This is a genomic window from Rhodococcus opacus B4, assembly GCF_000010805.1.
GTDB lineage: Bacteria > Actinomycetota > Actinomycetes > Mycobacteriales > Mycobacteriaceae > Rhodococcus_F > Rhodococcus_F opacus_C.
In genome coordinates this window covers 6,331,551-6,354,355 of sequence record NC_012522.1, presented here as the reverse complement: position 1 = coordinate 6,354,355, position 22,805 = coordinate 6,331,551, and the positions used below count along the sequence as shown (strand labels likewise).

The 22,805-nt window shown below is 65.6% G+C and carries 18 protein-coding genes; 9 read left to right on the top strand and 9 right to left on the bottom strand.

Annotation, left to right across the window (positions count from 1 at the left end):
• Window positions 1-160: 160 nt before the first annotated feature.
• Window positions 161-586: a hypothetical protein gene (locus tag ROP_RS28855; protein WP_015889553.1), complete on the bottom strand. Its 426-nt coding sequence runs from the start codon at window positions 584-586 to the stop codon at window positions 161-163.
• 8 nt (window positions 587-594) lie between these two features.
• Window positions 595-1,047, bottom strand: a complete 453-nt coding sequence (locus ROP_RS28850) for a GyrI-like domain-containing protein (protein ID WP_015889552.1) — start codon at window positions 1,045-1,047, stop codon at window positions 595-597.
• Between the two features lie 350 nt (window positions 1,048-1,397).
• Here ROP_RS28850 and ROP_RS28845 point away from each other — a divergent pair, with 350 nt between their 5' ends.
• From ROP_RS28845 to ROP_RS28830, 4 genes are read left to right on the top strand one after another with little or no spacing between them, the layout of a single operon-like run.
• Window positions 1,398-2,654, top strand: a complete 1,257-nt coding sequence (locus tag ROP_RS28845) for a class I SAM-dependent methyltransferase (RefSeq protein WP_015889551.1) — start codon at window positions 1,398-1,400, stop codon at window positions 2,652-2,654.
• Window positions 2,654-3,439 carry a glucose-1-phosphate cytidylyltransferase gene (locus ROP_RS28840; protein WP_015889550.1) on the top strand — a complete coding sequence of 262 codons (786 nt, stop codon included), beginning with the start codon at window positions 2,654-2,656 and terminating at the stop codon, window positions 3,437-3,439. Before ROP_RS28845 ends, ROP_RS28840 begins: the two co-directional genes overlap by 1 nt.
• Before the next feature lie 3 nt (window positions 3,440-3,442).
• Window positions 3,443-4,093: a PIG-L deacetylase family protein gene (locus tag ROP_RS28835; RefSeq protein WP_015889549.1), complete on the top strand. Its 651-nt coding sequence runs from the start codon at window positions 3,443-3,445 to the stop codon at window positions 4,091-4,093.
• A 1-nt stretch (window position 4,094) separates the two neighbouring features.
• Window positions 4,095-5,135: an NAD-dependent epimerase/dehydratase family protein gene (locus ROP_RS28830; protein WP_015889548.1), complete on the top strand. Its 1,041-nt coding sequence runs from the start codon at window positions 4,095-4,097 to the stop codon at window positions 5,133-5,135.
• 19 nt (window positions 5,136-5,154) lie between these two features.
• On the opposite strand, the gene ROP_RS28825 is transcribed toward ROP_RS28830, so the two are convergent.
• Complete coding sequence (locus ROP_RS28825; protein WP_043826869.1) at window positions 5,155-5,721, bottom strand: dTDP-4-dehydrorhamnose 3,5-epimerase family protein; 567 nt, start codon at window positions 5,719-5,721, stop codon at window positions 5,155-5,157.
• 62 nt (window positions 5,722-5,783) lie between these two features.
• Here ROP_RS28825 and ROP_RS28820 point away from each other — a divergent pair, with 62 nt between their 5' ends.
• Window positions 5,784-6,902 (top strand): transferase, encoded by a 1,119-nt coding sequence (locus tag ROP_RS28820; protein ID WP_015889546.1) that lies wholly within the window; start codon window positions 5,784-5,786, stop codon window positions 6,900-6,902.
• A gap of 36 nt (window positions 6,903-6,938) precedes the next feature.
• Here ROP_RS28820 and ROP_RS28815 read toward each other — a convergent pair whose 3' ends face one another.
• Window positions 6,939-8,993, bottom strand: coding sequence for a heparinase II/III family protein (locus ROP_RS28815; protein ID WP_015889545.1), 2,055 nt, complete (start codon window positions 8,991-8,993; stop codon window positions 6,939-6,941).
• A gap of 198 nt (window positions 8,994-9,191) precedes the next feature.
• On the opposite strand from ROP_RS28815, the gene ROP_RS28810 reads away from it, so the two are divergent.
• A complete protein-coding gene (locus ROP_RS28810) occupies window positions 9,192-10,457 on the top strand; it encodes a phenylacetate--CoA ligase family protein (RefSeq protein ID WP_231869006.1) in 1,266 nt (421 codons plus the stop codon).
• A 72-nt stretch (window positions 10,458-10,529) separates the two neighbouring features.
• Window positions 10,530-11,852 (top strand): putative glycoside hydrolase, encoded by a 1,323-nt coding sequence (locus tag ROP_RS28805; RefSeq protein WP_231869005.1) that lies wholly within the window; start codon window positions 10,530-10,532, stop codon window positions 11,850-11,852.
• Between the two features lie 57 nt (window positions 11,853-11,909).
• On the opposite strand, the gene ROP_RS44350 is transcribed toward ROP_RS28805, so the two are convergent.
• Genes ROP_RS44350 through ROP_RS28775 form a run of 5 tightly spaced genes read right to left on the bottom strand, consistent with a single transcriptional unit; the run spans window position 11,910 to window position 20,317 of the window.
• Entirely contained in the window at window positions 11,910-13,841 is a 1,932-nt protein-coding gene (locus ROP_RS44350) for a glycosyltransferase (RefSeq protein WP_015889542.1), read from the bottom strand.
• Complete coding sequence (locus ROP_RS40570; protein WP_015889541.1) at window positions 13,838-16,111, bottom strand: glycosyltransferase; 2,274 nt, start codon at window positions 16,109-16,111, stop codon at window positions 13,838-13,840. Before ROP_RS40570 ends, ROP_RS44350 begins: the two co-directional genes overlap by 4 nt.
• A complete protein-coding gene (locus ROP_RS28785) occupies window positions 16,108-17,178 on the bottom strand; it encodes a glycosyltransferase family 4 protein (protein ID WP_015889540.1) in 1,071 nt (356 codons plus the stop codon). The genes ROP_RS40570 and ROP_RS28785 overlap by 4 nt, the downstream gene beginning before the upstream one ends.
• Window positions 17,175-18,683 (bottom strand): O-antigen ligase family protein, encoded by a 1,509-nt coding sequence (locus ROP_RS28780; protein WP_015889539.1) that lies wholly within the window; start codon window positions 18,681-18,683, stop codon window positions 17,175-17,177. Before ROP_RS28780 ends, ROP_RS28785 begins: the two co-directional genes overlap by 4 nt.
• The gene (locus ROP_RS28775; protein WP_015889538.1) at window positions 18,680-20,317 is read right to left on the bottom strand and encodes a hypothetical protein; all 1,638 of its coding nucleotides are present in this window, start codon (window positions 20,315-20,317) and stop codon (window positions 18,680-18,682) included. Before ROP_RS28775 ends, ROP_RS28780 begins: the two co-directional genes overlap by 4 nt.
• A 53-nt stretch (window positions 20,318-20,370) precedes the next feature.
• Here ROP_RS28775 and ROP_RS28770 point away from each other — a divergent pair, with 53 nt between their 5' ends.
• Entirely contained in the window at window positions 20,371-21,747 is a 1,377-nt protein-coding gene (locus ROP_RS28770) for a nucleotide sugar dehydrogenase (protein WP_231869004.1), read from the top strand.
• Between the two features lie 2 nt (window positions 21,748-21,749).
• Window positions 21,750-22,790, top strand: a complete 1,041-nt coding sequence (locus ROP_RS28765) for a glycosyltransferase family A protein (protein WP_015889536.1) — start codon at window positions 21,750-21,752, stop codon at window positions 22,788-22,790.
• Window positions 22,791-22,805: the final 15 nt, after the last annotated feature.

The following is a 22,805-nucleotide window of genomic DNA, read 5'->3' as shown; positions in this document are numbered from 1 at the left end:
CGGGGACTCACGGGTTACGTAAAGACCCCAAGAACTGGACACACGAACCCGGTCACAGCCCCGCGGCTACTCATTTTCCGCGTTTACGCCGGATTTGTCACCTGTGACGCCAGAAATGGGCTCGAAAACAAACTTCAAGTCGGTAATTGTCGATCTGCAATTAGGCGAGGGAAATAAACAGTTCCACATTGTTCGGGGCGCGGAAGACCTCGAGCTCCTCCGCGTAGGCGCGCTCGATGCGCCCTTCCTTCTCGGCCAGCTCGGCCTGGATCCACACGTCCTCGATCGGGTCGGACGAGCGCCCGTCGGGGGTGAACTTGGCGAAATAGCCGGCCGGGACACGCACCAGCACGTCTCCGATGGCGAGATGAGCGAGGTCGACACAGCGGTATCCGACCACCGCCGTCCACCCCAGGTCCGGTACTGCGACATAGACGGTGGCGAGTTCCTCGACGCCCCGCTGCCGGACGCGCTCGCGCGTGAACTTCATCAGATCGGTCGCGTGCGCCGACGAACTGAGTTCCGTGCGCGGCAGAACCAGTCCCCCGAAGTCGGCGGACTCACGCTTGACGATCTCGAAACTCATTGCGGCCCCTACCTCGTGACGGGTGGCACTATCGCCACATACAAATCAATCCCGAAGGCATGTGGGTAGAACTCGAAGTCGCCAGTGTAGGACCGCTGAATCTGATGCGATTCTTCCGCGTCGCGAATCTGCCCCCAGAGCGCATCGAAGAGGTCGGGAAAGGTCCCGACCGAGGAGAACTTCGCATAGGTTCCCGCAGGAATCCGCGATACCAAGTGCCCGCGTGCGACCTGTTCGATCGAAGTGCACTCGTAGCCCACGATTTGCGTGTAGTACGAGTTGATCTCGGGAGCGTGGTCGACATAGGCCGAAGCCAGCGGCTTGTCCACGTTCTGCGCGAGAAGGGTCGACCAGGTCCTTTCCAGATCCTTGTCACGCGCCTTCCCCAGCGCCCTTTTCGGACTGCGGACGGCCAGTCCGGCGACCAGAGTCTCTTTGCGTTCGACTATGACGAATGGCATCGGGCACCCCCTCCGACGTCGTCGTCACTCAGAGCCTGCAACTGCAATATCGTTCGCCCACCGACAATTCGGCGATGAAGTTCAACCATACCTCGTTACGAATCCGCAGTCCCGACCATTCACCCCGGTGAGTGCCGGAAACTGCAATTGCCTAACCCATTTATCCACCCATCTCGAGTAGATAAATGAAGGATAAGTAGTAGTTTTAAAGCCTTGTAACAGACCTCAAGTTGGTTTTGCTCTTGTTTACCTCACCTCGATGTGGTTAATTGGAGGAATCGAGTACCCCTGGTGTGACGCATCCAACAGTCGGCGTCGCGACCGGGGATCGGGGCGAAGGGAGGCTGCCCATGCTCTGCCGACTGTGCAAATCCGACAGGATGCGCAGCATCCTGGATCTGGGCGCGACCCCGCCCTGCGAACTCTTTCTGACCGAACCGGCCCTGGACGCTCCGGAAGTCACCTACCCGCTGCACCTCCGGCTGTGCGAAGACTGTTTACTCCTGCAGATCCCCGCGCTGATCACTCCGGAGGACACCTTCACCGACTACGCGTACTACTCCTCGTTCTCGGACTCCTGGGTCGAACACGCGCGGCTGTTCGTGGACTCGACAGTCGCCAGGCTAGGACTCGACCACACGTCGTCGGTCGTGGAGGTGGCGAGCAACGACGGCTATCTTCTGCAACACTGCGTCGCCGCCGGGATCCGGTGCCTCGGAATCGAACCGTCGCACAACGTCGGCGCGGCGGCCCGCGAGCGCGGAGTGCCCACCCTCACGGCATTTCTCGACGAGGACCTCGCCGCGCGGGTCCGGACGGAACACGGACCTGCGGACCTCGTGGTCGCGAACAACGTCTTCGCCCACGTTCCCGATCTTCTCGGATTCACCCGGGCCCTTCGCGCGCTCGTCGCAGACGACGGATGGCTGAGCATCGAGGTTCACCACGCACTGAATCTCGTCGGCCTCGCACAGTTCGACACGATCTACCACGAGCACTTCCAGTACTACACGGTGTTGTCCGCCACCCGCGTGCTCGCAACAGCAGGCCTCGCCGTCGTGGACGTCGAACTGCTGGACACCCACGGCGGATCGATTCGGATCTGGGCGCGTCCCGACGGCGCCGGCGGCGTGCCGACCGGCCGCGTCGACGCGGTGTTGCGCCAGGAGGAGGCAGCCGGGCTGCATGGTGCCGACGGCTACCTCGGACTCGAACCGCGGGCGAGGTCCGTGCGTCAGCAATTGCTCAGGTTCCTCCTCGACTGCCGGTCACAGAACAGGAGAGTCGTCGGCTACGGGGCTCCCGGCAAGGGGAACACACTGCTGAACTACTGCGGAGTACGTCCCGACCTCCTCGAGTACACGGTCGATCGGAATCCGTACAAGCACGGTCGGTACACGCCGGGCACCCGGATCCCGATCCTCGATCCGCAGCAGATCGAGAAGGACCGGCCCGACGTCGTCCTCGCGCTGCCCTGGAATCTCGAGACCGAACTGACCGAACAGCTGCGATTCATCGCCGAGTGGGGCGGTGAGCTGGTCTTCCCGCTCCCCTCCCTGCACGCGGCAACATTTCAACCCGACAGCGGGGCAAGGAGGCTCACGTAATGAAAGTTGTCCTGTTCTGTGGCGGTTACGGCATGCGGATGCGCAACGACCGCAACGACGCCATCCCCAAGCCGATGCAGATGGTCGGCCCCCGGCCCCTGCTATGGCACGTGATGCACTACTACGCCCACTTCGGGCACAAGGAGTTCATCCTCTGCCTGGGGTACGGCGCCGAGGCCATCAAAGACTTCTTCCTCGACTACCGCGAAGCGGAATCGAACGACTTCGTGCTCCACGCCAACAAGATCGAGCTTCTCAATTCCGACATCAGCGATTGGTCCATCACGTTCGTCGACACGGGCCTCGAATCGGCAATCGGTGAGCGACTGCGCCGCGTACGACGGTATCTCGACGGCGACGAGTACTTCCTCGCGAACTACGCCGACGTGCTGACCGACGCTCCCCTCGACGACGTGGTCGCGAAGTTCCACGAATCCGGTGCGGCAGCATCGATGCTCGTCGTCCCGCCGCAGTCCTCCTTCCACTGCGTGAACGTGGCCGAGAACGGGGAGGTGAAGGAGATCATTCCGGTCAGTCAGCTGCCGGTCTGGGAAAACGGCGGGTACTTCGTTCTCAGCGATGAAATCTTCGACCTGCTCCCACCGGGCGGTGACCTGGTAGCGGATGTCTGCGAGACCCTGGCGGGCGAGGGGCGCTTGTTCGGATACCGGCACGACGGCTTCTGGAAGCCGGCGGACACCTTCAAGGAGCGTGCCGAACTCGACGCCAACTATTCGAAGGGCATCCATCCGTGGATGGTGTGGGAGCAGGAGGCGGTGTCATAACCCATGTTCGACCTCCACGCCCCGCATGTCGCCGAGATCGCGGTTCTCGGCGCACACTGCGACGACATCGCGATCGGGATGGGCGGGACGCTGCTGACTCTGTCGTCCGCGTCTCCGGGTCTTCGGGTACGCGCGCTCGTGCTGTCGGGCAACGACTCCCGGAGAGAGATCGAGGAACGTCACGCGCTCGCCGCACTGTGCCCCGGCGCGGACATCGAACTCGACGTCCTCGACGTTCCGGACGGGCGCGCGCCCGCGTATTGGGAACCGATCAAGACTGCACTCGAGGGATTCCGGCGACGGTGTGAGCCCGACATCGTGTTCGCGCCGCACCGCGGGGACGCTCACCAGGATCACCGGTTACTGGCCGAACTCGTGCCGACCGTGTTTCGGGACCATCTCGTGCTGGGATACGAGATCCTCAAATGGGAGGCCGACACCCCCCAGCCCACCGTCTTCCACCCGCTGATACGGGCGGTCGCGGAGGAAAAGTGCCGGGTTCTGCTCAAGCACTACCCGTCCCAGGTCGACCGCGACTGGTTCGACGAAGAAGCGTTTCTCGGCGTGACCCGGCTTCGGGGTGTGCAGTGCCGGCGGCTGTACGCCGAAGCGTTCGTCCTCGAAAAGACGACCATCCGATTCGGAAGGACCTGACATGAGAGTGCTCCTCACCGGACACCAGGGTTATCTGGGTTCGGTCATGGTCCCGGCGCTGCGAGCAGCGGGTCACGACGTCGTCGGTCTCGATTCCGGGCTGTTCGCCGACTGTCTCCTCGGTCCCGCCCCTGCCGATCCCCCGTCCGTGGATGTGGATCTGCGGGACGTGACGGAGGCCCACCTGGCCGGGTTCGACGCGGTGATTCACCTTGCCGCCCTGTCGAACGACCCTCTGGGTTCACTTGCCCCCGACGTCACCTACGCCATCAACCACCACGCGTCGGTTCGCCTGGCAAACATCGCGAAAGATGCTGGGGTGAAACGATTCCTGTACGCATCGACATGTTCCGTGTACGGCTCGGCGGGCGAGGACCTGGTGACCGAATCGGCCCCCCTCCGTCCGCTCACCCCGTACGCGGAAAGCAAGGTCCGCGTAGAGGACGACGTGGCCGGCATCGCCGACTCGGGGTTCTCACCGGTCTTTCTGCGAAACGCGACCGCGTTCGGGTTCTCGCCCCGCCTGCGTGCGGACATCGTTCTCAACAACCTCGTCGGGGTCGCCACTCTGACCGGCACGGTGCGAGTGCTGTCGGACGGCACGCCGTGGCGTCCACTCGTCCATGCGCGCGACATCGCCGCCGCGTTCTGCGCCGCACTGGTGGCGCCGACGGGCGCAATCCATTGCCGCGCCTACAACGTGGGCATCGAAGCCAACAACGTCACCGTCGCGCAGATCGCGGACGCGGCCGCCGCCGCGGTGCCGGGGTCGACGGTCGCCCTCACCGGCGAGACCGGACCGGATCCACGGTCCTACCGCGTCGACTTCAGCGCTATCAGAACCGCATTCGAGGGATACGCACCGCAGTGGACCGTCGCCGACGGCGCGGTCGAGCTGTACGAGAACTACGTGCGATGGGGTCTCACCGACGAGCTGTTCACCACCCGGTTCACCCGGTTGGCCCACCTGCAGGGATTGCGGGGGTCGGGCGTGCTCGACGAGTCACTGCGGTTCCTCCGAATCGGGGCCGGTCATGCCTGACATCGTCACGCCGTTGCCGTCAGAGTCGTCGCAGCAAATCCTCCCAGCTCCCCGCCGAGGCATCGCGTGGGCTCGTGGCGGACACGGGGAGCGGCCACTCGATACCGAGGCTGCGATCGTCGTAGGCCACCGCGAGGTCCTCGGTGGGATCGTGACCGCGGTCTATCCGGTAGCACACGTCGCAGTCGGTGAGGGCCTGGAAACCATGGAGGAATCCGGCAGGCACGAACAGATGCGAGAAGGTCTCGTCGTCGAGCCTGAACGCCTGTTTCCGGCCGAACGTCGGAGACGTGCGCCGCACGTCCACGAGCACGTCGTAGATGGCTCCGCGCGCACAACGCACGAGCTTGGCCTCGCCGTCCCCCGATCTGCAATGCATGCCGCGGATCACACCACGTACCGATCGCGACTGCGAGTCCTGAACGAAGTCGGCCGCACGGACCACTCGGCCCGTCGAGGCGCGGCTCGCGACGGCGTCGTCGAAGATCTGCGCATCGAAGGTCCGCGTGAAGAGTCCGCGCCCGTCGCGGAACGGCTCGGGAGTGAAGAGCAGGACGTCGTCGAGTTCCGTGAGTTCCACGCGCACCACCCCATCGTGCCGCATCGCGGTGGGCGGGTCCGGCAATTCCGGAAGTCGGGGAGGTCACGATGATCTGCCGTGGATGCGCCGGATCCGACACTGTCCGGGTACTCGATCTCGGGGCTGTGCCTGCTGCGGACAATTTCCCGCCGAAGCGGTCGGCGATCGACTCGTGCGAGTCGGCTCATCCGCTGGCGATGGAGCTCTGTCTGCGGTGCGGCCTCGCCCAACTCGCGGAGGACGACACGACGCCCGAGGAACCGCACGGCATCGAGCCCCTGGCATTGCGGAACCAGGCCGCCGACGCCGTTCGGACGGTCGCGGTGTCGGGATTCCTGGACGGCGACACCGTCCTCGAGTTCGGCAGCCCGCACGGCGGCAGCTGGCTCGGACTGCTCGCGTCGCGCGGATTCTGCCCACCGCCCCCGGGGAGGCCCGCCTCGGTTGTCCTCGACTGCTTCGGACTCATGCATGAGGCCTGCCAGCGCTCGGCACTGAGAGAACGAGCGAACGCCACGGCGAGTGACGGTGTCCTTCTGCTCCAGTTCCACTCTCTCGCTGCCATAGTCACGCACGGACAGTGGAACGCGCTGCGGCACGGCCACTATGCGTACTACTCGTTGACCGCCCTGCAACGGATGCTCACGGATGTGGGGATGAGCGTGTCGCACGCGTGGGAGTTCGACCTCTACGGCGGCACCGTCCTGGTTGCCGCGCGGCACGGTGCCCGGCCGGCCACGTCGCATACGGTTCGCAGAATCCTCGCGGCCGAGAAGACACTGGGGGTGTGCGACCCCCGAGCACTCCGTCGTCTGCAGCTAGCTGCGGACGGTCATGCCAGCACGCTGCGTACCTGGCTCGCCACGATGGCCGATCGCGGGCAACGAGTCTACGCCTACGGTGCGGCGTCGCGGGCCGTGGCCTTGTTCAGCCGGGCAGGCGTCGACCATCGCGTGTTGTGCGCGGTCGCCGACGCGTCACCTGCGAAACAGGGCCGCCGGATGCCCGGCACCGACGTTCCCATCATCTCCCCCGGACAACTCCTGGACTCGAGTCCCGAATGGGTCTTGCTGACGCTGCCCGACCTTCTCCCGGAAGTTCGCCGCGACTACCCGGCGCTGGAAGGCAAGTGGATCACCGATCTCCCCTGCAACTACGAACACCGGGACGGCGTACGTCGCGGCTGAGGCACGTCGTCACCCCGGCGATCCGTGATCGCGGCATCACGCGTCGACTTCGACCACGACCTCGGCATCACTCTCGCGCCAACGCGCGACAATTCTTCGCTCGTCAAGGGTCACCCGGAGATTCGATATTCGCTCGTCGCGTCCACACAGTGGATTGAGAGCCGAGACGATCACTGCGGGCACCTCCCCCACGCAGTGTGCGCCGACCAGCCAGGACGGTTCTCGCGATTCCAGCCGGCGAGACCACCAGCCGAGCAGGGTGCCGCCGCGCACCTCGTCGCGCTCCAGTTCGCCGGTGCCCGCGTACAGAATCTGGAGGACGGGCGTGCCGCCTCGGCTGACCAGATGCTCGCTGCCCGTAGCGGAGACGTCGAGTTCCGGAGGCAGCGGCCAGGATGTGCACATCTCGTGGCTGCCCAGTCCGGTGATCAGATCGACGACCAGAATCGCGTGCCGGGTGGGCGGTGCGATGAGGCACCGGCGATGTACGACAGGGTCCGGCAGACGCACATAGCCGTCGTGCTCGGCGTCCACGATCCCTTTCGAGAGGTCGATCGACCGCATGCGCACACGGGCGTGCCTGGACCACAGGAAAGGGCCGCCGATGACCGACTGGTCGAGACCGTCGATGCACACGGTGGCGTGTGCTCGACTGCCGCGGTGCGCCGTCCGCCAGTCGGGATGCCCGTAGTAGCTTGCCGTACCGGGGTCCCCGACCAGTTCCTCACCCCCCACGCTCAGGGTCACAGCGAGGGCGTCGGCGTGACCGTGGGCCGCTGGCGAGAGATATCCCAACGGGCCGATGTCCATCGTCAGCCGGCGCTGGTGCGCGCGCAGCACCGCCAGGCCTCCGTCCGGGGCGATGAAGCTTGCCGTGCCGTCGAACCGCGGCCGTGTGGTCGGCCCCACTGGGTTCGCCGTACGCAACCAGGCCGACGACAGCGTCGCACGACCCGCGTTGCGGGCAATCACGTTGCCCGTCACCGCCGCGACGGCGCCGAGGTGGTCGCGTACGGTGCGGACTGGTTCGGCACCGAGCCGCACGGCGAAACCTTCGTCGTCGTCTCCGTAGCGGGGAGCCGGGTCGCCGTCACCCACGAGGGCGGCGAGGAAGAGCGCGCTCCGATCCAGCGCGTCGACGATCGCCGATGGCGGTCGGCCGCCTCGCAGGGCGACCGATGAGACCACGGTGAGCAGCAATTCGGCGGTGAATATCTGATACCCCACGGCCTGCTCGGCGCCGGCCCCGTCGGGCAGGATCTGCCGCGTCGCCTCGAGCGCGAGCGCACGAAGTGCAGTTGCCTCCCAGCGTGCGAGCGGAGCGACGTCGGGAAATGCGATGGCCGAGATCGCCAGCCCGGCCAGCTCACCCACGAGGTGATTGTTGGCGGAACTATACCGAGAGCGGTACTGCCAGCATCGTTTCGCGCTCTGCGCGAGCACCCTGACGATGTCGCGGAACCGCTCCGCCGTCAAGTCCGGCGAGTCCCGCAAACCCTGCAGTGCCACCACGATCGAGACTGCTCGGACACCGGCCTCGAACGCTCCCCTCCAGGCGATTCCGATCCCGGGCGGGTTCTGCGCTATCCACGAGTCGAGCTGGACGAAAGCCGCAGAGCTGTACTTGCGGTCACCGGTGAACAACCAAGCTTCGGCAAGCCAGGGAAGATGCTGCAGGCGGTTCAATTCCCAGATCCATTTCGGATCACCGGCGAACGTGCGGTGGTTGATCCGGCCCGCCGACACAGCGGGCCAGCGAACTCGTGCGATGGGGTCGTAGTGCCAGTCGATCGGCCGGCCGAGGTTCACTTCCGCATAGCTGAAGAAACCGAACCTGGAATCCATTACCTTGTCAGCGGCGGCAACGACATCGGCAACCCCGTGCGGGTGTTCGATCGCGATCCTCGCCGCTCGCTCGCGATCGAGAAGCACTGGACCACCTGTCCCCTCTCGAAACCGGCGCAATGCAGCTTCACCGTGCGGATCGCTCGCACCGAACAGTTCCCGATCAGTAGGCTCGTAGTACGTGACGATCGGCAGCAGGCTCCTGCCCGCCTGACCCGCGCGCCACGCGACCTCTCGGGGTGACATGGAACGCAGCCGGTGCAGATACCATGAAAGCCGTGTCACAGTCACCCCTCTCGGACGGGGACGGCGCGAGGACCACTCACTCTCTCCTCGCGGGAAACGATATGACGCTCGACACGAAAGCAGGATCAGATGGCTCCGCATGGATCTTTGCACAGCCTAGAACATCGCATCCGCCGCGCGCATCCCTTGCGTCCTGCGATGCGCCACTCGCTCGCCGAGTGGGAACGAGCGTCCGCCGCGGAAATTGTTCGGCGGCAGGAACGACGACTGCGGTGGCTGGTCCGGCTCGCGGCGACCGGCTCCCCCTTCTATCGCGAATGGTTCGACAGTTCCGGAGTCGATCCGCGCTCGATCCGTACGCTCGACGATCTGCGCCGTCTACCCCTCCTGCAGCGCAGCGATCTCGTCGAACGGCCCGAAGATTTCCGGGTCTACCCCCGAAAGTTGATGTGGCCGGCACACTCGAGCGGGACATCCGGGATGGCGGTCACCACATACCGGACGCCGGGGTCGTCCGCGTTCGAGCTGTCGATCCTCGAACGCCAGTGGAGCTGGTTCGGATTGCCGGCCGGCTCCAGGCGGGTAATTCTGCGAGGCAGCGATTTTGCCGCGGACCAGGCTGGTACGCCGGTGAAGCTGGTGCCGGGCGGCCGACAGCTCCTCGTGTCGAGTTTCCACCTGACACCGGAGTCCGTTCCGGACATCCTCGACGCGATCCGCGCGTTTCATCCGCACGCGGTGGAGGGATGGCCCTCCAGCATCGCGCTCCTCGCCGCGCTGGTGCGCGAGCGCGGCGAGACCGTGCCCGTGCAGGCCGTCATCACGTCGTCGGAGGTCATGAGCCGTGGCCAGCGGGAACTGATGAGCGACATCTTCGCGGCACCGGTCATCGACCACTACGGGCAGACCGAAAGGGTCATGATGGCGGGGGAATGCGAAGAGGGCAGCTTCCATGTATTCCCCGACTACGCAATCACGGAGTTGCTGCCGGTCGAGGGCACGCAACACACCTGGGAGATCGTGGGCACGCCGCTGCACAATTGGGGATTCCCACTCTTTCGGTACCGCACCGGTGACCGGGTTGGTCCCGCAGTCGACGATGCGTGTCCGTGTGGGCGGGCATTCGACCTGCTCGGCCCGGTGGACGGCCGAATCGAGGACGCATTCACCTCCGCAGATGGGCGTCCGCTCCCACTTCCCGGGACCGTCGTCGACGACCTCGAGGGGGTGCGCGAAGTGCAGATCGCGCAACTGGCAGCTGGGCGATTCGAAATCCGGATCGTCCCGGGAGCACGGTACGACGCCGACGCGACCGAGGCGCGCGCCCGCCGCAACGTGGAACGACTGTTCGGTCCGGGCCAGGAACTGACGATTCGCACCCTCACAGCGATCCCGCGCCCGTCGAGCGGCAAGCTGAAGCCCGCCGTCGTGGAGGGACCACCCCGCCGACGGGCGCTGGGATGACATACTGATTCTGTGCGCAACGCACGCGGTCCTCGGTGTTTCCGGTGGCCCACACGTCTTCACCTCGCACTGGTGACACTGGTCACCGCGAGTGTGCTCAGTGTGTCCTGCGACGCGCCCGCTCCCGCTCCCGCTCCCGAACCTGTCCGCTGCCCGCCCGCCGAGCCGCAGTCGCTGACCTCGCCCCGAACCGCCACGTACTACCTCGACCAGCACGTGCTTCCGCCCATCGAGGAGCTTGCCCGGTACGACGTGGTGATCATCGACCACGAGTGGGCCCACCGGTTGCCCAGATCCTTCTTCGACCAGCTGCGCATCGTCGACCCCCGTGTGCGCCTGCTTGCCTATGTGAACGTGGTGGACCATCCGGATCAGCTCGGCACCTACGATTACTGGGAACAGCGGTATGCGTTGTGGCAGTTCCAATCCTCGACGGAAAGCACTTTTCCCGAGCAATGGCTGGCCGGTACCAGCACGGGGTCACGAGTGAGCCAGTGGCCGAACACGCTGATGGCCAATCTCACCGACACCGCCCCGAGAGTCGACGGCCGGACGTACGCCGAGTACGCGGCGAACTGGGTTGTCGACCAGGTGTGGTCGACCGGACTGTGGGACGGCATATTTCTCGACGTGTGGGGTGACCGGATTTTCGGCGCCGACCACGACCGCTGGGACATCGACGGCGACGGCACCGACGAACCGGACGAGGAGATCTACGGATTCGGCAACCCCTGGGAACGAGGCGTTACTCGCGCCGAACAGCTGATGAGGGCGCGTATGCCCGGCGCGATCCTCGTCGCCAACGGCGACCGCAGTTTGCGCGACCAACAGCTCAACGGCCGCGTCTGGGAGAGCTTCGCCGATCCGTATGCCCGGACCGAACCGCTGGCAGACTTGGATCGCTATGTGGCTCTGAGCTCGGGTCAGGACCATCGCGTGCCGGGAGTCTCGGTCACAATCGACAAACGCCGCGCCGCGCCCGCGTCGCCACGCGAATTCCAGCGGGCGCGATACTTTCTCGCCGCGACGCTGATGCAAAACGGGTACTGGGCCCCGATGGGCGCAGACTACAGCGAGACTGTCTACTACGACGAGATGGACGGCGGTGGCCTCGGCAGGGGCTATCTGGGACAGCCGGTGATGGCGAATCCGTGTCCGGCCGCCCTGGACGGCTCCTACGCCGACGGATACGGCTCGCTGGGTGACGGCGTCTTCCGCCGCGATTTCGAGCACGGGACCGTTCTTCTCAACACCAGCGGAACGGCCCGGGAAGTGTCACTCGATCAGCCACTGAGGCGCCTGCGCGGCACCCAGGACCCCGTCACCAACAACGGAGAGACGGTGGAATCGGTTACCGTACCCGCGTATGACGGACTGTTTCTCGTCAACCCGTGATTTGGCTGCGACCGCGCCGGGGCGCGCGGAGGCGGCTGTTGCCGATTCCGACAGACATCAGCGGCGGGCGATGGCGTACACCGCAGGCGCCGCAAACTCACGCACCGGGCGGGTTCCGATCAGCGAGAGAAGCCGCCGGGGCAGGCGTGACGCGTACTTGAACCGGAGATAGCTGTCGGTGAGAAAGTGGATGTTCCGGAAATGCGGCCGCAGCAGCTCGGTCAGCTCGTGCTCCGAAAAGCCGGCGTGCGCGCCGAGCGCATTCTGGAACCGTCCGCCCAGCCGCGCCCTGTAGTCCGCGAGGTTCCAGCGGACCTTCTCGGCGGTGCTCGCCTCGAAGGAGCCCAGATACCCGACCATCCGATGCCGGTTCGGGGTGCCGACGTAGAGCAGTCCCCCCGGGCGCAGCACTCTGGCGAGCTCCCTCAGGCTTGCCGCCGGATCCGCGACATGCTCGATCACGTGGTGGTAGAAGACCGCATCGAAATTGCTGTCGGGAAAGGGAAGATCGAGGATCGAACCGGCTTGCAGCTCGAAGCCGGGTCTCCCGAAAGCAACGTCGGCGTCCCATGCCGGGTCGAGGTCGACGCCCACCAGCGACCCACCCATCCGCTGGTGAATGTAGTACGCCTCATGACCTTTGCCGCACCCGGCGACGAAGATGCGTGGAGCGGGCCCGAGGTCAACCATGGCCTGCGCGGTTTCGCAGAAGTGCCGGGCACCCGCGTGGGTATCCTCTTTCGGATCCGTGCTCGTCATCGCGGCGACGTCCTTTCCGATCGTTGAACTGCGCCGCCCGGTGATTCGTGGCAGCGCATCGTAGAAGTCGACAAGAGCACGACGCGACGTCTCCCATGAGAGGTCACGTTCAACCCTGGCACGGCCGAGTTCACCCATCCGGCTTCGGCGCTCCGGATCGCGTAGCAGCTCGTCGATTCCGGCAGCAAATGCCGCCTCGTCATTCGCAGGCACGTACAGCGCCGCCTCACCGGCGGACACCCGCGCCTCGGTGAGTTCGAAGGACACCAGCGGCCGGCTCATCGCCATGTACTCGACGACCTTGTTCATCGTCGAGACGTCGTTCAGGGGGTTGAACGGATCCGGGGAGAGGCACACATCCGCCGTCGACAGGCACCGCTGCACGAACTCGTCGGAGACTCTCCCGGTGAACTCGACGATCTCGCCGAGTCCGAGTTCCTCGCGCAGGTCGAGCAGATCTTCGAACGCATCCCCGCCACCCATGAAGACGAAGTGCACGTCCTCGCGTCCGATGTCGTTGCGCAGATGGGCAATCGCGCGAAGCGCATAGTCCACCCCGTCCTGCGGTCCCATCACGCCGAGATATGCCCCGAGGTACCGCCTGCCACGACGAAACGCCGCGTCCGGGGAGCGCCTGACGAACCGACCGAGATCCGGCGCGCTGCGCACGACCGTCACGCGACCCGGTGGCACTTTGCCGCGCTCGATGGCGATGCGCCGGTAGCTTTCGTTGGTCGAGATCACTCCGTCGGCTGCGGCGAAGGTGAGTCGCTCCAGCACTCTGGTCGCCCAGTGCAGTGCACGCGCGCGACCGGGAAACCGGGACAGGAACAACTCGGGTGACAGGTCGTGGTGGTCGAAGACGAACCGGGCGCCCCAAGGTCGTAATGACATCGCAACCAGGAACAGCAGGTCGGGCGGATTGCAGGCCTGTACCACGTCGATCGGATGCTCTCGCCGCACACGGTGGGCAAGTCGCACGGTATGAAACAACGCCGATCCGTATTCTCGGACATAGCCGATCGGGCCACCGCTCGCCGCGCGCAACGGATAGCGCAGGATCCGGACACCCTCGATCGTCACTTCGGACTCGCGATCCTGCTTGTTACCCATCGGGCAGATCACGGTGACCAGATAGCCGGCATCGACCAACGCGCGGCTTTCCTGCCATACCCTCCGGTCGAAGGGCACCGAGAGATTCTCGACGAGGATCATGACGTGGCGGCTCACTGCACACCTACCAGGTCGGCGAGCAGGCGCTCGAATCCCCTCGCCGTCAGTTCTATCCGATACTTCTGCTCCGCCCGCAGTCGCCCCTGCTCACCCAAGCGGGCTCGTAATCCGGGGTCGTCCGCCAGGTCCGAGAGCGCCCGCGCCAGGGCATCCACGTCGCCGACGGGGACCAGGTAGCCTTGCTCACCGTCGGTGATGACATCCCTCAGGGATCCGCAATCGGTGGATACGACAGGAAGTCCTGCGGCCATGGACTCGATCACCGTAACGGGCAATCCCTCGTGAACCGACGACAGGCAGGACACGTCCAAACCGGGCAGCAACTGCTGCACGTCCCGCCGGATACCGGTGAACCGTGTCCGGCCCCCGATTCCGAGACTGGATGCCAGCGAGCGGAGTTCCGCTTCTCGCTCGCCTCCACCGATCACGACCAGGCGCGCGGCCGGATGCGTCCGCGCCAGCACGGCGAAGGCTTCGAAGAGTACCTGGTGCGCCTTCTGCGCGCTGAGCCGAGCGACGATGCCCACTGCAAATTCGCCTCCGCTGAGCCCGAGGGCGAGTCGCGCTCGCTCGCGATCTCGCGCCCCCGGCGCCGGGGACAGCTCGATCCCGTTGGGGATGACGGCTTCGCGTGTGCGGCGCCAGGCGAAACGTCCAACGCCCTCCTCATTCCGCAGGTAGTCGCCCTGTCGCGGGGACAGGAGAACGAGCGCGTCGGACAAGAACAGGGTTTCGACGGCCCAGCGGGGAAGACACCGCTTCCCCACCGACGTCAGGTCCATATCGTGTGCCGCGACGAGGTTCGCCGGAACCCCGCCGAGCCGCGCCGCGATTCGCCCCAGCGCCAATGCCGCGCGGTGATGGTGCGTGACCAGCACCGCATCCGTGTGATCTCGCCGAAGACTGTGAATCAGTCTCGGCAGTGTGTGCAGGTCGTACCGCCCCTGCCGCCCCAGCACCTCGACCTCGAAGCCCGCATCGCGGAACTCGTCGGCAAGTGGACCGGCCTCCCGCAGGCAGATCAGCCGTGGCCGCACCAGCGCCGGATCGAGGTGCCGGAACACGTTGAGCATGAGGATCTCCACCCCGCCGACGAAGGTCAGGTCCAGGATCAGGCTGAGCCGGATCGGGCTTCGGGACGCGCGACGACCGACGACGTCCTCGAGTGCCCCCTCCGCTTCGCGGATACTGGCGGCAATAGCGAACTCGGATTCCACCCGAGCCCGTGCGGCGCGGCCCATCCCGCGACGCATCGACGGCTCGGACAGGACCCGCAGGAGCGCGTCGGCAAGTTGCCGCGGCCTGTTCGGCGGCACGAGGAATCCGGTGACTCCGTCCGCGATCATTTCGGGAACCCCACCGACCGCGGTGCACACGGCGGGCCGCCCGGCCGCCATGGCCTCGAGCAGCGCCATGGGAAAGCACTCGATGGTGGACGAACTGAGAACGAACACATCCATCGAGCGGAGCAGAACTGCGCCGTCGGAGCGAGAACCGGCGAAAACCACGTTGCCGGCGATACCGAGCCTTACTGCCAGCTCCTCCAGGTCGTGCCGTAGCGCACCGTCACCGACGATCAGGAACTTGGCATCCGGCATTCTTTCGATCACCATCTGCGCCGCGGCCAGCAACGTTGCGTGGTCCTTCTCCGGCCGCAGTGCGGCGAGTATGCCGACCACTGGTTCTCCGTGCCCGATTCCGAACTCGGCCAACGGCCCCTTGTCATCCCTCGGATCGAAATGCGCGGGATCGACTCCGTTGTGAATGATCCGCACCCGGTGTGCCGGACAGTGCAATTCGTCGACAAGGTAGGGAATCTGCGCTTCGGCCACACCGAAGTAGGCAGAGGTGACCGGGCGGAGCGCACGGTCGGCGAGCCGCCTGACCAGGCTCCGGGGTTCGATGTCGCCACAGTTGTGAACCCACACAACTACGTGACGGACCCGTGCCAGCGTGGCCGCGATCCGACCCAGCGTCTCGGCATTGTACCCACGCACGATAACGACATCCGTTGCGGTGCGACGCATCTCACGCACGAGGTCGACGATGGTCGATACAGCCTGACGTTTCGATCGATGGAGTGCCCGCGCCGGAATCGCACCGGCGTCGAGCGCCGCGAACAGCTCGCCCTCACGGCCGAGGCAGATCGCCCGGGGTTCGAATCGGTTTCGGTCCATCTGCGGAAGCAGGGTGGCGACGTGGCGCTCCGCACCTCCCACACCGAGGTCTGGCACCACATACAGAAGCCGGAGCGGGCGGTCGGTCATCGTCGGACCTGCCGGTAGATCGCGTCGAATCGACGCGACACCACTTCCACATCGAAATCCGCCTCGACGCGGCGAAGCGCGGCCGACCCGAGCGTCCTGCGCTTGTCGTGGTCGCACAGAACACGACGCAGGGCGGACACCAGCGCATCGACCTCCCCGGCCGGGACGAGCACTCCGCAACTGTCGTCGATCAGGTCCGGTATACCGCCGACATCGCAAGCGACGACGCACAGCCCGCGCGCCATCGCCTCGAGAACAGCCATCGGCTGACCTTCGTTGCGCGATGGCAGTACAAGCACCTGAGCGGTCTCCAGCAGGTCGTCCACCGCATCCGACCCGATCCACCCGAGCACGTTCACACTGTCGTTCAGAGCGAGCTCGGCGACCCTTCCCCGCGCCCGCCGCAGCTCACCGTCGCCGGCGATGGTCAACCGGATTCCGGCGCGGTCCAGTCCGTCCGCGAGAAGTTTCGCCCACGCGTCGAGCAGAAGGAACGTTCCCTTGCGGTCGCCGATCTCCCCGAGGAACACGGCATGGACAGGCTCGGCCTCGGTCGGCTGTGTCACCGCGGTGTGAGGACGGACCGCGTTGGGGACTATGATGATTCGAGCGCCCGGTGCGATTGCCTCGAGGCGATCCGCCCAGCCACTACCCAGAGCGACGACAGCGCTCGCGTGGGTGAGGGTCGTCCGGATGGCCCATTGCACGATGCCCGGTGATCGGCGGAAGAAGCTGTGGAACTCGGCTCCGTGGACGTGGAGAACAACGGGGATCCGAGCCGCCCGCGCGATCCAGGCCAGGATGGCTTTGCGCGCGAAGCTTCCGTATGAGGCGGTGTGGAGGTGCACGACGTCCGGCCTGTGGAACACGAGAGCCACCACGAAGCCAGCGGCGCCAGTGGCGAAGGCCGAGAGCCGCATTGCGATCGACCCGTCTCGGTGGGTGACGATGTGTCGGATCTCCCAGTCGGTCCACAGCCGGGTCTGCCGGATGGTGCGAACGAAGGTCGCCACACCCCCTCGTGTCGTCGTGCTCGTCGACACCCACAGCGCCCGTTGCCCGGTCATGTCCGCACCGATTCTGTCCGACTGCCGGCCGATTCCGGCACCCGACCGTGAGGAAGCCGGTCGGCGAACCCGATCGCAACTCCCGCCAGCAACATCACGATTGCGTTCGGGAAGTCGAAGAATCGCAGATCCACCGTCAGTCCGGTGACGACGAGCACGACGAACGCCATGATCGCCACGAACGCCAATCGACGCCCACACAGCCCCTCGGCAGGCAGCACCCGATAGGCGTGAATCAGTTTCACGCAGACGAGCACCAGTACGACGAGCCACAGAACCAGCCCGATCAGCCCCAGTTCGGCGACGACGCCCAATTCGTTGAGGTGCGAGGCGATGCCGAATCCACGCACCCAGGGAGTGTCGGAGGACCATTGCGTGTGATGGTAGGTGTTGAGTGCCGTGAAGCGCCCCACTCCCCATCCCAGCAGTGGTTCCTCCCGGACTGCCCACACCGAGGTGGCCAGCGTGTTCAGCCGGTCGAGCAGTTCCCCCTCCGATCCCACCCCGCCGGCCTGCCGGTCATCGCTGGTGAAGGTCGACCAGTTCGTGGCGACCGCGAGCACGGAGACGACAATTCCACTCACGAACCCGGATCGAAAACCCCTGGCGTACAGTGCACCACCTACCAGAACGATGGCAAATGCCAGCCAGACCGCTCTGGTGTGCGTGAGATAGACACTGTAGGCGCAGGCCAGCGCGACCGCGGCGGCGACGATCCTGCGCCATCGTGGTTCAGTTCGTTCACCGGCGAGAACCATGGCCACGATGAAGCCCATGACGAGCACCAAGCCGTTGACCACCGGCTGGTTGAAGATCCCGACGGCGCGCCCCTCCCACGCCGGCGCATCGACGATGTAACTCGGCCACACGAGCGCGGCCGGACCGCGCAACTGCATGATACTGACCGCTGCGGAGTACGCGCCCAGCCCCAGGACCATCCACAGCAGTCGGCGGACGGCGGACTCGCGGTCGAAAACGAACCGCCCCACGAAGTACAGGGCGAACGGAATCACTGTCCCGGTCATGATGAACCGCGACACCGCGAGGTCCTCACCGGTCGTCGGAACGATCGCCGGGTACGGGTGCGAAGTGACCATCGAAGCAATGTTCCAGAGCACGTACAGCACCATGGCTGCTTCGAGGGCACCCACTCGAGGTACGCGGCATCGCTGCCGGGCGATCCCGATCGCCACGGAGCCGATCATCCCGGTGAACGCCAGCATGAAAGGGTCTACCGGGAAGATCGGGGGCAGGGCGAGTCGCAGGAACGTCGCGAGCAGTAGGAAGAACACCGCGAGCACCGGATCGCGCAACCCGAGATAGACCATCGCGGCACCGACTCCACCGAGCAGCATGACCATGCCGAATCCGTTCGGGGCGCGCGCCACGAGACCGAGCACGACGAGAGCGCCGGCCACCGATGCGGCCCATGGCAACCACCGGCGCCGCGACCTGCCTGGCACAAGGCCGTCGCCGGAGACGATGCGGTCGAGCACGACACTCATGGTCGATGGTCGCCGTTCGAACTCGGGGGCAGCGCGTCGGACAGGACCGCGGACGAGAGGTGAAGTTCGTCGGCTACACCCACCGGAGCAGGCTCCGTTGGAACAGCTGTGCGGCGTAGAATCTGCTTTTCCTCCATCGGATTGGTGTGGTCCGAGCTGGATTCTGTCCGGGACTTGCCCAGTGTGAGGCGGATGCCGGAGATCTTGTGCTTGAAAAACGCCTTGACGGTGCCGTGGGGGGACGAGCCAGAGGTGTCCGACACGTCCGCGTTCGTGTGGGGATCGATGATGACGGCGCCCAGCAGTGTCACGCCCGCCTGGGTAAGGAGCCGGCAGGCCTCCTTGGCATCGGCCGTGTGAGCGGTTGTCTTGTCGATGACCAGCATTGTGCGATCAACGCCCGCGCACACCACTTGCGACTCGGCCGCGTCGACAATCGGCGGGGTCTCGACGACTGTCAGATCCGCAGCGCGGCGTCCCAGCGCCACGAGGCCGGCGAACCTGCTCCGGGTGAACAGCGAGTACGAATCACCCTCCCGAGCACCGGGGCCCATCACTCGCATATGCCCTGTCGGCCCCGCCTGCAGGAGTTTTTCGACCGAAATGGAATGCGTGTTCCGGAGGACGTCGCCGACACCCGCGGGCTCGCCGTCGGTATCGGAGCCGCGCAGATCGGCCCGCACGAGCAGCGTCCACTCTCCCTGAATCGCCCGATACTCCGCGATGGCCTTCGCGACCTGACCGGTACCGTCGGTTGCCCGGGGGGCGGTGACGGCGATCGTCGCCGGTCTGGGAAGATCTGCCATCCCGACGATGGTCGCGAGTTGTTTGAACCGCTGCTCCCGCAATCGATCGGCGGCTGCGGAACCGCCGGGTGGAATTTCTGTCAGGGTGTCCACGCCGAGGTGATCGCGGATCTCGTCACGGCTTGTCAGCCGGTTCTCCACGCCGGCGAGCGCGAGCGCCGCGACCCCACCGAGGACGAGTCCACCGAACAGCGCGAGCACCAGATTCCGTGCCGTGCTCGGGGCGGTCGCGACCACTCCCGCCGAGGACTGGAGAATCCGCAATTGGCCCGTGGTATCCGCCTGAAGTTGGCTGATTCGGTCCTGAATCCCGTTGGCGGACGCGGTGCGCAGTGCGGTCTCGGGACCCTCCGGGGGAAGTGAGCCGAGGGCCGTAAGGTCCTCGTTCCTCTCGAATTCGAGATCCTCGATCGCGCGATCGCGGCCCGATCGCCAATTCGCGTTGAAATCGTCGCGAAATGCCTCGGCCATTGCTGCCGCGGAGGATTCTGCGGTCGAACTGTCGTCCGAGGTCGCTTCGATGATGACCATCGGACCCGATGCCGCGGTGCCGGCCTCGAAAGTGACGTCGTCGGGAATCCCCGCAGCGACACGAAGCCTGTCCTGATACGGCAGATAGTTGAAAGTATCCGCGTAGCCGCGAGCGAGGGCGACGTCCTGCTCCGGCAACCGGGCTTGGGAGTCGATCGTCAGAACGGATTTGCCGGTGTACGAGGTGCCCGCACCGAGGGACGTGTAGATGGCCCCGAGCACCGCTAGGGCCGCGATGCACGCGACCACCCACTTGCGACGCCAGATGTGTTCGATGTGGACCCGCAGCGCGTCCATCGACTGCCTCCCCGTTTGTTCTCTCACTAAAGCAAACCACAGGTCTGTTTCTCTTGTCTATTAAAGACTTCACGACTAAATTTAGGTCGATGAACCACAGTGAACGGCAGGTATCACTGAGCATCTTCGGGTTGGGTTACGTCGGTTGTATATCGGCGGCCTGCCTGGCCTCACGCGGTCACTCGGTCATCGGCGTCGACTCCAACCCGCTCAAGACCGAATGCTTGCGTCGGGGCGACGCCCCGGTTGTGGAGGAGCGAATCGGCGAACTGATCGCCGAGGGCGTGTCATCCGGACGACTCACGGTGACGGAAGATCCGGCCCAGGCCGTCCACGACACCGACGTCACGATCGTCTGCGTCGGCACCCCCTCAACCCACGGCGGTGGCCTGTCCACTCAGTATCTCGAGCGCGCCACCGAGCAGATCGGCTCGGCTCTGGCGCGCAAGAACGGTCGGCACACTGTGGTCTATCGCAGCACCATGGTTCCCGGCACCTGCGAGAATCTACTCATCCCCTTGCTCGAACGATCCTCGGGCAAACGGGCCGGGCTCGACTTCGGGGTGTGTGTGAACCCGGAGTTCCTCCGCGAAGGCACCAGCGTGCGCGATTTCTTCGAGCCGCCCAAGATAGTCGTCGGCGAGAGCGACGAGGCCAGCGGCGGCCTGGTGATGGATCTCTACGATGGGCTGGACGGTCCGCGGTTCCGCGTGCCCATCGCCGTCGCCGAAATGTGCAAGTACGTAGACAACTGTTTCCACGCACTGAAGGTGACATTCGGCAACGAAATCGGGGCCCTCTGCACATCGTTCGGGCTCGACTCGCACGCGGTGATGGATGTGTTTCTCGCCGACACGAAATTGAACATCAGCCCCGCCTACCTCTATCCGGGGTTCGCGTTCGGCGGTTCATGCCTACCCAAGGACCTGAGAGCCCTGGTTCACGCCGCGCGCCAGGCGGACCTCGACCTCCCCGTGCTGGCAAATGTGCTTGTGTCCAACGAGACCCAGTTACGCCGTGCCGTGGATCTCGTGACCTCGCTCGGCCGCCGCCGAGTCGGGATCTTCGGTCTGTCGTTCAAGGCCGGCACGGACGACCTGCGTGAGAGCCCCATCGTCGAATTGGCCGAGAGGCTCATCGGCAAAGGCTACGACGTCAAGATCTACGACGCGAACGTGGCGCTGTCGCGATTGATGGGCGCCAATCGGTCCTATCTCGACGAGCGTCTTCCCCACATCGGCGGAGTCCTCACCGACGACGTCGACGACGTCCTCGAACATGGCGAGGTGCTGATCGCCGGATCCAGAGACCCGGCGGCGGTCGCTGCCATCGATCGGGCCGCCGAGCATCAGACCGTCGTCGATCTCGTCCGGCTGCCCTCGGCCGCACAGCGGCGCGGCCGGGCGAGCTACCTCGGTATCGGTTGGTAGCCGTGCGGAGCGCCCGGATCGACCCCACGTTCAGTATCTTGACCACTGCGTACATGACGGAACCGTACCTGGCCGAGACGATCGAGTCGGTGCTACGCCAGACGCGCACCGACTGGGAACTGATCGTCGTCGACAACGGGTACTCGGACGAGATGGCGCGGATCGTGTCGTCCTATGCCCGGCACGACACTCGAATCCGCTTGATTCGGCAGGAGAATCGCGGAGTCGGAGGCGGCGTCGTCGCGGCGGCGGCACGCGCTCGGGGCCGGTTCTTCTGCGTGCTCAACAGCGACGACCTCTTGATGCCCGAGTTCTGCGAACGCGTGGGAGCAGTAATCGACGCCGAGCCCGGTGTCGACGCCGTCGGCTGTGACGCCGAATTGTTCGACGACCGCACCGGCGACCTGATCGGTACACACCAGCGTTCGATCGGTTTCAAGAAGCGGCCGGTTGTGCGGCACCGTCTCACCTGGACCGAGGCGCTCGCGGGTCGGATTCCCTACTACACAGGGGCGGTCCGGCGCGAGGCATGGTCAGCCGTCAGGGGGTACGAATCGAGCACGGCCACGCCCGAGGTTGAGGAGGATGTGGTGCTGTGGCTGTGCCTCGTCGATGCTGGATTCGACGTCCGGCTGCTCCCGGATCGGCTCTGCAGGTTCCGTCAACGGGAGAACTCCCTCTCCCACGACCCACTCCAGACAGAGGCGTTCGAGCAGCGCCTCGAACGGTCGTTCACAGTGGTGGCACAGGCGTCCGGCACGCCCGGGAGTCTCGCCGCGGCCGCGCCTGCGGTGCGGCGGCTCAGGTACAACCAATCACTTCGTCGCGCACGCTGGGCTTTCACGGACGGTGACATCTCCGCGGCGCGCACGGCCGCAAGGGACGCATTCGAACACCGTCACACCGCACGGGCGGCGGTGGTCGTCGCTTCACTGGCCCTCGCCCCCCGAACCCTGCGTAGCCTCCATCCGGCCAAGCAACGACTCACCTACACACTGAGGCGAACCACCGGACGTCTCACCGCCGCGGGCCGGCGAGCGTGAAAACGCCCGGCGGGA

Excerpts from the sequence above, each read along its gene's own strand:
- ROP_RS28835 (WP_015889549.1), top strand. The coding sequence starts at position 3,443 with ATGTTCGACCTCCACGCCCCGCATGTCGCCGAGATCGCGGTTCTCGGC.
- ROP_RS28785 (WP_015889540.1), bottom strand. The coding sequence starts at position 17,178 with ATGACCGGGCAACGGGCGCTGTGGGTGTCGACGAGCACGACGACACGA.
- ROP_RS40570 (WP_015889541.1), bottom strand. The coding sequence starts at position 16,111 with ATGACCGACCGCCCGCTCCGGCTTCTGTATGTGGTGCCAGACCTCGGT.
- ROP_RS28840 (WP_015889550.1), top strand. The coding sequence starts at position 2,654 with ATGAAAGTTGTCCTGTTCTGTGGCGGTTACGGCATGCGGATGCGCAAC.
- ROP_RS28820 (WP_015889546.1), top strand. The coding sequence starts at position 5,784 with ATGATCTGCCGTGGATGCGCCGGATCCGACACTGTCCGGGTACTCGAT.
- ROP_RS28845 (WP_015889551.1), top strand. The coding sequence starts at position 1,398 with ATGCTCTGCCGACTGTGCAAATCCGACAGGATGCGCAGCATCCTGGAT.
- ROP_RS28810 (WP_231869006.1), top strand. The coding sequence starts at position 9,192 with ATGCGCCACTCGCTCGCCGAGTGGGAACGAGCGTCCGCCGCGGAAATT.
- ROP_RS28780 (WP_015889539.1), bottom strand. The coding sequence starts at position 18,683 with ATGAGTGTCGTGCTCGACCGCATCGTCTCCGGCGACGGCCTTGTGCCA.
- ROP_RS28855 (WP_015889553.1), bottom strand. The coding sequence starts at position 586 with ATGAGTTTCGAGATCGTCAAGCGTGAGTCCGCCGACTTCGGGGGACTG.
- ROP_RS28830 (WP_015889548.1), top strand. The coding sequence starts at position 4,095 with ATGAGAGTGCTCCTCACCGGACACCAGGGTTATCTGGGTTCGGTCATG.
- ROP_RS28850 (WP_015889552.1), bottom strand. The coding sequence starts at position 1,047 with ATGCCATTCGTCATAGTCGAACGCAAAGAGACTCTGGTCGCCGGACTG.
- ROP_RS28775 (WP_015889538.1), bottom strand. The coding sequence starts at position 20,317 with ATGGACGCGCTGCGGGTCCACATCGAACACATCTGGCGTCGCAAGTGG.
- ROP_RS28815 (WP_015889545.1), bottom strand. The coding sequence starts at position 8,993 with ATGTCACCCCGAGAGGTCGCGTGGCGCGCGGGTCAGGCGGGCAGGAGC.